Annotated in this window: 12 protein-coding genes and 1 pseudogene; 8 read left to right on the forward strand and 5 right to left on the reverse strand. The window is 43.1% G+C overall.

From position 1 onward, the window contains the following. Positions 1-86 precede the first annotated feature (86 nt). From JUI58_RS20280 to JUI58_RS20290, 3 genes are all read left to right on the forward strand, one after another. Positions 87-503, forward strand: coding sequence for an element excision factor XisH family protein (locus JUI58_RS20280; protein WP_204105628.1), 417 nt, complete (start codon positions 87-89; stop codon positions 501-503). Beyond that, complete coding sequence (locus tag JUI58_RS20285; RefSeq protein ID WP_204105629.1) at positions 491-844, forward strand: XisI protein; 354 nt, start codon at positions 491-493, stop codon at positions 842-844. The genes JUI58_RS20280 and JUI58_RS20285 overlap by 13 nt, the downstream gene beginning before the upstream one ends. A 75-nt stretch (positions 845-919) precedes the next feature. Continuing rightward, the gene (locus JUI58_RS20290; protein ID WP_204105630.1) at positions 920-2407 is read left to right on the forward strand and encodes a serine/threonine-protein kinase; all 1488 of its coding nucleotides are present in this window, start codon (positions 920-922) and stop codon (positions 2405-2407) included. 143 nt (positions 2408-2550) lie between these two features. Here the strand turns inward: JUI58_RS20290 and JUI58_RS27875 are convergent. After that, a pseudogene (locus JUI58_RS27875) lies at positions 2551-3309 on the reverse strand (transposase); the annotation flags it as partial. Positions 3310-3416: 107 nt separating this feature from the next. On the opposite strand from JUI58_RS27875, the gene JUI58_RS20295 reads away from it, so the two are divergent. The 5 genes from JUI58_RS20295 to JUI58_RS20315 all read left to right on the forward strand — a co-directional run bounded on the left by JUI58_RS20295 (position 3417) and on the right by JUI58_RS20315 (position 5341). Then, complete coding sequence (locus JUI58_RS20295) at positions 3417-3671, forward strand: hypothetical protein (RefSeq protein WP_204105631.1); 255 nt, start codon at positions 3417-3419, stop codon at positions 3669-3671. 200 nt (positions 3672-3871) lie between these two features. Next, on the forward strand, positions 3872-4219 hold the full coding sequence (locus tag JUI58_RS20300) for a DUF433 domain-containing protein (RefSeq protein WP_204105632.1): 348 nt from the start codon (positions 3872-3874) through the stop codon (positions 4217-4219). Between the two features lie 24 nt (positions 4220-4243). Continuing rightward, on the forward strand, positions 4244-4663 hold the full coding sequence (locus tag JUI58_RS20305; RefSeq protein WP_204105633.1) for a hypothetical protein: 420 nt from the start codon (positions 4244-4246) through the stop codon (positions 4661-4663). A gap of 77 nt (positions 4664-4740) precedes the next feature. Further along, a complete protein-coding gene (locus JUI58_RS20310) occupies positions 4741-4965 on the forward strand; it encodes a hypothetical protein (RefSeq protein ID WP_204105634.1) in 225 nt (74 codons plus the stop codon). Between the two features lie 202 nt (positions 4966-5167). Further along, entirely contained in the window at positions 5168-5341 is a 174-nt protein-coding gene (locus JUI58_RS20315) for a hypothetical protein (protein WP_204105635.1), read from the forward strand. Positions 5342-5406: 65 nt separating this feature from the next. Here the strand turns inward: JUI58_RS20315 and JUI58_RS20320 are convergent, their stop codons facing one another. From JUI58_RS20320 to JUI58_RS20335, 4 genes are all read right to left on the reverse strand, one after another. Further along, the gene (locus JUI58_RS20320) at positions 5407-5598 is read right to left on the reverse strand and encodes a hypothetical protein (protein ID WP_204105636.1); all 192 of its coding nucleotides are present in this window, start codon (positions 5596-5598) and stop codon (positions 5407-5409) included. Between the two features lie 93 nt (positions 5599-5691). Further along, positions 5692-7095: an NAD(P)(+) transhydrogenase (Re/Si-specific) subunit beta gene (locus JUI58_RS20325; protein ID WP_348539936.1), complete on the reverse strand. Its 1404-nt coding sequence runs from the start codon at positions 7093-7095 to the stop codon at positions 5692-5694. 2 nt (positions 7096-7097) lie between these two features. Then, positions 7098-7394 (reverse strand): NAD(P) transhydrogenase subunit alpha, encoded by a 297-nt coding sequence (locus JUI58_RS20330; RefSeq protein WP_204105638.1) that lies wholly within the window; start codon positions 7392-7394, stop codon positions 7098-7100. 35 nt (positions 7395-7429) lie between these two features. Beyond that, positions 7430-8578, reverse strand: coding sequence for a Re/Si-specific NAD(P)(+) transhydrogenase subunit alpha (locus tag JUI58_RS20335; protein WP_204105639.1), 1149 nt, complete (start codon positions 8576-8578; stop codon positions 7430-7432). Positions 8579-8841 lie beyond the last annotated feature (263 nt).

Here is an 8841-nt window from a genome sequence, read left to right on the forward strand (position 1 = left end):
TTTTAAAGTCTCCTGAAAAAGCAGCAAATTGATTAAATGCGATAATGTTAAACTAAAATGAGAAGAGGAGAGATAAAAAAGAAAAAATGGCTGCAAAAGACTTATTTCATGATGCTGTTAAACAAGCTCTACAGAAGGAACACTGGAACATTACAGCCGATCCCCTCAGAGTTAAGATTGACAAAGTACATTTTGAAATCGATTTGGGTGCAGATAAAATGTTAGCGGCTGAGAAAGGAGAACGAAAAATTGCCGTTGAAATCAAAAGTTTCTTAAGTAATTCAAGTCTCACAGATTTTCATGCAGCCTTGGGTCAATTTTTGAACTATAGACTTGCTTTGCAAATGACCGATATCGAGAGAATCTTATATTTAGCTGTACCATTAAATACATTTAACTCTTTTTTTCAAGAAAGATTCATTCAAGAAGCTGTTCAATTCTATCAACTTAAACTCATTATTTACGATCCATCCAAGGAGGTTATTACACAATGGAAAGATTAGAATTTTATCGTGAATGTATTTGCAAATTTCTAACCGCAGAAATTTTTAAAGAACAAGAAAATCCTGACATAGAGAATCAATTGATTTTTGATAAAGAACGCGATCGCTATCTCTTATTAGATGTCGGTTGGCAAGATCACGAACGAATTTATGCTTGTTTTATTCATCTGGATATAAAAATAGGAAAAATTTGGATTCAGCGCAATATGACTGAGGTGGATATTGCCGAAGAATTGGTTAATATGGGAGTTCCTAAAGAGGATATTATTATCGGGTTGCTGCCACCTTACCAGAGACCTTATACTGGTTATGGAACAACGGATTTAGCCACATCTGCATAATGGTCACGATTCTAAATTTATAGTAAACTAGCTTTATTATCTCACATCCATCGCAAATTCCTCCCCAGTCGAGCAATGTCCCAATGTCTTAATCCTGATTGTCTGCAAACTAACTCAAAGAATGCCCAATTTTGCCGGAAATGCGGTGATAAGCTACGATTACGAGAACGCTACTGGGCAAAGCGTATTTTAGGACAAGGGGGGTTTGGTCGCACTTTTTTAGCGGTAGACGAAGATAAACCTTCAAAACCCCCTTGTGTGATTAAACAGTTTCTCCCCCAAGCACAGGGGACAGAAAGTATACAAAAAGCCTCAGAATTGTTTTCTCGGGAAGCAAGACAATTAGAAGCATTGGGAAAACATCCGCAAATTCCGGAGTTATTTGCTTATTTTACTTCAGATAATCGTCAATATTTGGTACAAGAATTCATTGAGGGTCAGACGTTACAAGCAGAATTAGAGCAAAATGGCAGTCTCAGCGAAAGCCAAGTTCGAGACTTTTTGGAGGATTTATTAAAGATTCTCAAATTTGTGCATGAAAAGCGGGTTATTCATCGAGATATTAAGCCAGAAAATATTCTTCGCAGACGAGGCGATCGCAAAGTGGTTTTAATTGATTTTGGCATTGCTAAACCCATTGTTACGACTCTGATGCAGCAATACGCCAATTATGGCATTGGGACGGTAGGATATGCTCCCATTGAGCAAATGCGAGGAAGGGTCTATCCTGCTAGCGATCTGTATAGTTTAGGGGTGACGAGTTTAGTTCTCTTGACAGGTCAAACTCCGGATCGCTTATTCGATCCTAATTCTGGGGGTTGTTTATGGCGTGATGCTTTACCGACAGGAAGTTTAGAAGATGAACAATTAGGTCGTGTTTTGGATAAGATGGTGCAAGATGCTCTATCGGAACGCTATCAGTCGGTAGAAGCCGTTTTAGATGATTTACAGGAGAAAATTGAGTTAACGTTTAACTCGCCTTTTACCTCGTTTCTCAATTCGTCTCCTTACCTGACCCCCCCATCTTTAAACTTGAGATTGTTGGAGGAAAAAGAAGTCACACCACCCCGCTATCAACGGTTAGAGGCGCTGCTAAAGGGGGGAAAATGGCAAGAAGCGGATGGGGAGACAGCAAGGGTAATGTGTCAGGTGGCGGGACGAGAGAAGGAGGGATGGTTGGATGATGAAAGTATCGACAATTTTCCCTGTGAGGATTTGCGGGCGATTGACCAACTCTGGGTAAAATACAGCAAGGGACGCTTCGGTTTTTCAGTACAGAAGCACATTTACCAGAGTTTGGGAGGGACGCGAGAATATGATAAGGAAATTTGGACGAAGTTCGGCGATCGCGTGGGATGGCGCAGAGGGGAAGCTGGTAGTTTGTATTACACAAATGGAACTTTCACTTCCAAAGCACCCCAAGGACACCTCCCGGTGGTTTGGTTGGGTGCAAGGACACCTCCCGGTGGTTTGGTTGGGTGGAATGTGTGGTGGTTGGGGGGTGTGTTTGAGTTTGTTTGGTTCTCTTTTCTCGCGTCGAGACTTGTAGAATGTAACATATAACGCTTACAGAATTCTATAACGATTTGTAACAGGGTCATTTTTCTCGAAACCCTTGCGGGTTCTAGCTTTTCGTTACCTGTCACCGCCCTCAGTTCCAACTGTTCCGCCGACTTCACTCTACTCGTACTACAACCTTCCCGCCGTAGTATATTTCCCGCCACCTTGGGGTTATAGCAATTTGCAAAAATGAACTTTTCCGCTACTGCTTCCACCTCCGGGTTTACAAACTCCCGAGTATCCCAAGGTAAACCCAACTGTCCAGGCGGGGTTTTCTTTTTCCCTTTTCCCGATTTCTTTAACCCCTTTAGCACATTTTTTCCCCAATGGTTGCGCCTTTCCTTCTTCGGTTGCGATCTATATTTCTTGCAAAACCCGCGATATTTTGCCGCACATTCCTCCAGAGTTTCTCCTAACGCCAAAAACGCCGGATGCCAAGTTGTTAAACCATCATCCCCCAAGCGGTCATAAACCCCATAATTGGAGAAATCATAAAACATTCCCTGCTGCATTCCTGCCGCTTTTGGGTTCGCGTGAATATACCGTAACGTATTTAAAGCACGTTTTTTGTCAGTATGAGGAAAACCCGTAGCATGATAGCGTTTTTCCCAAAAATGCCCCGTGCGATTCAACATTCGATTAAAACACATGGCAGAATACCAATTTAACAAGTGCATAATCTTAGGAAGATCGTCCGGTTGTTGCGGTTCCATGAGATAATGAATGTGATTGCTCATAATGCACAGAGCATAGAGTTTAAAATCATATTTTTCGATAGCTTTTTGAATCGTGTAAAGTAGCACCTTGCGACAGTCCAAAGAAGTGAGCCGAAAATCGCGATTATTGCAGCGCACAGTAATATGATAGGAGTGTCTCGTTTTAAAATCTCGGTTTAGTCGTGACATTAGGAAATAGTAAAAGATAAACAACAAGGGCGCAAGCATTGCGCCCCTACGATCGCATAATGATACAAAGGAATCCAACAAGCCTTAAAACGATTAGGGAGACAATAATGCAACTCAAAGAAAAAGCTAAAATTGCTACAAGCGATCCAACTTTAAATCAACTTATTGTTGAATTAGATCAAGAATGTCAAAATGTTATTACACTTACCAATCAACTGCAATTAGCTCATTTGACTGACAAACAAAAAGTAGAAATATTAGCAGAATTGTTGGCTGCAACAATTCATTTACACACTCACTGTGATGAAGACTTACAAAATTTAATTGCAGGGGAACTGGAAAATGTAGATGATATAGTTTAAAATCTTTTTCATCGTATCTAAAAGTTTGGGAGGGACGCGAGAATATGATGAGGAAATTTGGCAAAAGTTCGGCGATCGCGTGGGATGGCGCAGACAAGTTCATAATCTTAGGAAGATCATCCGGTTGTTGCGGTTCCATGAGATAATGAATGTGATTGCTCATAATTAAGCTATTATTCTGATTGTGGTGACGATATAAAATGATAGTGCAGAACCTAGAGAAACAACTTCTCAATTTAACTCCAATCGAAAAAGCAGAAATCATTCAGCTTCTAACCCAAAGCATCGATGCAAACTGGTGTGGTATTTCTAAAACTTCAAACGTCATGGGGGGAGACTCTTGTATTTCTGGGACTCGAATTCCAATCTGGCTGTTAGCAAGTTATCGTCAGCAAGGACTCAACGATGCTGGCATTTTAGAAGCATATCCTCAACTGAATGCGGCCAATCTTGTCAATGCCTGGGCTTATGCTGTAGCCTATCCCGAAGAAATTGCCGAAGCTATTCGACAACAAGAGGAAGCAGATCGAATTCTAGATACACCTTGACATACTCTCACCCCAACAAAACCCATGCCAACCATTAACCTACAAGCTCAACTTTCTGAAAATGACTTGCTTGAGGCGATAAAACAGTTACCACCTGAAGCATTAGAAGCATTTACAGACAAAGTATTAGCACTCCGCGCCCAACAGTATGCTCCCAATTTATCTCAAAAAGAGTCCGAATTATTTTCAATTGTCAACCGATCGCCAAGCGATCGCGAAACCTTGAAATATAGAGAACTCGTGCAAAAACGCCAAGAAGAAACCCTAACTGAAGAAGAATATCTAATCTTAATTGAATTGAGCGATCGCATTGAGACAATTCATGCAGAACGAATGAATGCGCTTTTACAATTAGCACAACTGCGTCAGACATCCCTCGAAGCACTTATCGCAGATTTAGGGATTTCCGTTCGGATGAAATCTCTCGAATCTGGTAAATTATGATTGCCAAAAGTCTCAAAAAATTGGTGCGCGATCGGGCGCATTGTATAATAAAGAATTACCAAACAGGAAAATCAACAATGACATTTTTCTACAATATCGATAAACAAACCTTAAAAGAACTCATCAAGGAAAGTATTAGAGAAGTTCTCCAAGAAGAACAATGGCTTCCTAAAACAACTTTAATTCCTTATGTTGACGATGAAGAACAAAACGAGATCGATCGCCAATGCGGTACGCCGACGGATAATGAAGAAGAATTTATCGATATGACAGATTGGGTCAAAAATGGAAATAAACTTTAGAAAAAGTGCGCTACAGTTTTTACGCAAACTGGATGAAGCAACTGCCACTCGAGTGAGAGAAAAAATACTGATTCTGTCTTGTGCGATAGAACAAGAAGATAGAATGCCAATTCAAAAGGAAGTTTAGTTATTTATAATTTAATTAACTGGCTGGATGTTTTAGGGTTAAAGATTGGCATTCAAACAACCACCAAGCCTTAAATTGTATAATCTAGAAAAAAGCGATCGCATTGTTCCCAACCCAACAAAACCCATGCCAACCATTAACCTACAAGCTCAACTTTCTGAAAATGACTTGCTTGAGGCTATCAAACATTTACCACCTGAAGAATTAGAAGCATTTACAGATAAAGATTGGCATTCAACCAATCCCTAAACCTTAATTCATTTATATTCCTACTGCGATGAGGATTTGAAAAATTTAATCGCAAAAGTTTATTTTCATTTGAGAACTTGCTGCATTTTTTCTCGACGGTAGGTATTAACTGGATTCCTCCGAATATCCTCTTCAACCATTGCAATTAATTCATCAAGATTCATTGTTAAAGCATCAAGCTGATAACTAACAGACCGCAAATTTCTGATAGTTTTCTCAATGACTTTAGGTTCGGGAAAAGCAGATATATCGCTCATAATAAATTAAAATCTCCTGAAGAAAATTGAAATAAATGTAGGGACGCAAAATCTTGCGTCCCTACAGATACAATTCCAAAATTGCGATCGCGCTTACAACTGCTTCACTTCTGCTGCAAGTTGCGCGACGACATCCTTAGCGCTACCAAATAACATCATGGTTTTATCTTGGAAAAAGAGTTCATTTTGAACCCCCGAAAAACCCGTTCCCATACCGCGTTTAATCACGATAGTATGTTTGGCTTTATCTACTTCTAAGATGGGCATTCCATAGATAGGACTGCCTTTATCGTGACGGGCAGCCGGGTTAACCACATCATTCGCACCAATCACCAAAGCTACATCAGTTTGATCGAATTGAGGATTAATGTCCTCCATATCGTAAAGCTGGGTATAAGGAACATTGGCTTCAGCTAACAGGACGTTCATGTGTCCTGGCATCCGTCCCGCAACCGGGTGAATAGCATATTTGACCTCAACTCCCATGCTTTCCAACTGATCCGCCAATTCTCGTACTGCGTGCTGTGCTTGAGCCACCGCCATACCGTAACCGGGTACGATCGCAATAGAACGGGCATAACCCAACATCATCGCCCCTTCTTCCGAGTCAATACTCTTCATAGTTCCGAGGCTTTGTCCCGCCGCACTGCTACCGCTTGCAGCCGCCTCAGAACCAAAAGCAGCAAAGAGAACATTCGCTAAAGAACGGTTCATCCCCTTACACATAACATTAGTGAGGATAATCCCCGATGCTCCCACCAAAGCCCCGGCAATAATCAACATATTGTTGTTGACGACAAAACCCGCCGCCGCCGCCGCTAAACCGGAGTAGGAGTTCAAGAGAGAAATCACTACTGGCATATCACCGCCACCGATGGGGATGACGAAGAGAATCCCCAGTAACAAAGACACGCCAACTAATCCGAAGAAAACAGGCAGATTTCCCGGTACAAAGAGAAAATAACCGCTTCCTGCGAGAAAACCAATGAGGATGATGGCGTTAAAAACTTGTTGCAGGGGGAATTGAATCGGGGCTCCTGGCATGATGCCTTGTAACTTGGCAAAGGCGACAAAACTCCCGGTGAGGGTGATACCGCCGATGAGAATGCCGAGAAGAATGGTAACGAGAGAAGTAACCGAGAGGAATTCCCCCGCATTGAGGACGCGCCAAAATTCTGCGATCGCCACCAAAGCCGAGGCAGCACCCCCCAAACCATTAAAAATCCCCACCATTTGGGGCATTGCCGTCATTTCCACTTTATAGGCCGCGATCGCGCCGATGGCAGAACCGATCGCAATACCGATCAGAATCACTTCATAGCTCAAAACTTGGCGATCGAGCATCGTTGCCACCACCGCCAGTAACATCCCAATAGCCGCAGATTGATTCCCCTGTCTGGCTGTAGCCGGGGAACCCAACTTTTTCAAACCCAAAATAAACAAAGAAGCGGCTACCAAATAGCTCAACTGAATACCACTGGGCAAAAATTCATCAATATTCATGCTTTAACTTCCTTCTTTTTGAACATGAGCAACATCCGATCCGTGACCAAGAAACCGCCGACAACATTAATGGTTGCCAAAACAACGGCGACAAACCCCAAAATGACGCTCAGGGTTAAATCTTCCGAACCAGAGACTAAAATCGCACCTAAAACGGCAATTCCAGAAATCGCGTTTGCCCCAGACATTAAGGGAGTATGTAGGGTTGGAGGAACTTTATTAATCAACTCAAACCCAACAAACGAAGACAAAACAAACACAAACAAACAAGTAATTAACGTTGCTCCACTCATCAATAATCTCCTAATTGGTAATTGATAATTAGTGTTTAAACTTTGACGCTTTCCATGCCTAGAGCCGCTTTAACGCGATCGTTGCGAATTTCGCCAGCATGGGTGACGCAGGTGCGATCGATGATATCGTCGCTAAAATCGAGATTTAATGCCCCTTCTTGTACCAACAATTTCAACAAAGTGGCGACATTTTTGGCATAAAGTTGACTGGCGTGAACGGACATTGAGGAGGTAATATCCGTCGGTCCCATGATGGTCGCGCCATGATAATTAATATTTTTTCCGGCTTCAGTGACCTCACAATTTCCACCTTGTTCTGCCGCCAGATCGACGAGAACGGAACCAGGTTTCATCTTAGCGGCCATTTCTGCTGTTACCAGAGTCGGAGCTATTTTACCGGGAACCTGTGCTGTGGTAATGACAACATCGGCATTAGCTACCCTTTCCGTCATCACTTGCTGGGTTTTCTCTTTGGCCGCTTGGGACACTTCTTTGGCGTAACCGCCTTCCGCAACAGTATCTTCATCGAGGACGACCTCAACAAATTTTGCCCCCAAACTTTGTACTTCTTCCTTCACCGCCGGGCGAATGTCAAAGGCTTCTACAACTGCCCCTAAACGTCGTGCGGTGGCGATCGCCTGCAAACCAGCAACTCCTGCCCCCATCACAAACACTTTCGCTGGGCGAATGGTTCCGGCAGCAGTAGTCAACATGGGGAAAAACTTGGGCAGGGCGGCAGCGGCCAGCAAAACGGCTTTATAACCAGCTAAACTGGCTTGAGAGGAGAGAACATCCATGCTTTGGGCGCGACTGGTGCGGGGGATCAATTCCATCCCAAAAGCCGTGATTTGCCGTTGTGCGAGAGCCTGAATGGTTTCTGGCTTCCCTAAAGGATTGAGGAGAGAAACGATCGCGCCGCCGTGTCGCAAAGATTCGATTTCATGGTCTTGAGGAGGAGCAACCTTTAAGAGTAAATCCGCTTCTCCCCAAACTTTACCGCGATCGCCCTCTACAGTAGCGCCCGCCGCACGATAGTCATCATCGCTAAAATAAGAGCCTTCCCCGGCTCCCGCTTCCACCCAGACCTCCCAGCCTTGCTGAATAAACCGAGCAACAACATCGGGGATCGAGGCAACCCGACGCTCGCCGATCTCGATTGCTTCCCTTGCGATCGCAATTTTCATACTGACTCCTTATTTTTAACAACTGAAAAACTAACAGATTGGGTCATTTATTCTCTAAGAGCAAATACAAGGGCAAATACCAATCGGGTTTTTGCGTTGCCGATTTTCCTTACCCTCGAGTCGAACGGTATATTCTCCCGGACCCCTCCCCTCCAATGCTCTGAACTCATCAGAAAAATTGGGTAGAAACCCCGTCCTTATAGGACGGCTTTATATTAGTTTCGCTACCGCCTTGGAGTTGTTCAATTAGGGTGCTTTTGTAT

Source organism: Spirulina sp. CCY15215, from assembly GCF_016888125.1.
Taxonomy (GTDB): Bacteria; Cyanobacteriota; Cyanobacteriia; order Cyanobacteriales; family Spirulinaceae; genus CCY15215.

Coding starts and splice junctions, on each gene's coding strand:
- JUI58_RS20300 (WP_204105632.1), top strand. CDS start 3,872: ATGATAGTGCAGAACCTAGAGAAACAACTTCTCAATTTAACTCCAATC.
- JUI58_RS20310 (WP_204105634.1), top strand. CDS start 4,741: ATGACATTTTTCTACAATATCGATAAACAAACCTTAAAAGAACTCATC.
- JUI58_RS20285 (WP_204105629.1), top strand. CDS start 491: ATGGAAAGATTAGAATTTTATCGTGAATGTATTTGCAAATTTCTAACC.
- JUI58_RS20330 (WP_204105638.1), bottom strand. CDS start 7,394: ATGAGTGGAGCAACGTTAATTACTTGTTTGTTTGTGTTTGTTTTGTCT.
- JUI58_RS20280 (WP_204105628.1), top strand. CDS start 87: ATGGCTGCAAAAGACTTATTTCATGATGCTGTTAAACAAGCTCTACAG.
- JUI58_RS20335 (WP_204105639.1), bottom strand. CDS start 8,578: ATGAAAATTGCGATCGCAAGGGAAGCAATCGAGATCGGCGAGCGTCGG.
- JUI58_RS20290 (WP_204105630.1), top strand. CDS start 920: ATGTCCCAATGTCTTAATCCTGATTGTCTGCAAACTAACTCAAAGAAT.
- JUI58_RS20295 (WP_204105631.1), top strand. CDS start 3,417: ATGCAACTCAAAGAAAAAGCTAAAATTGCTACAAGCGATCCAACTTTA.
- JUI58_RS20320 (WP_204105636.1), bottom strand. CDS start 5,598: ATGAGCGATATATCTGCTTTTCCCGAACCTAAAGTCATTGAGAAAACT.
- JUI58_RS20305 (WP_204105633.1), top strand. CDS start 4,244: ATGCCAACCATTAACCTACAAGCTCAACTTTCTGAAAATGACTTGCTT.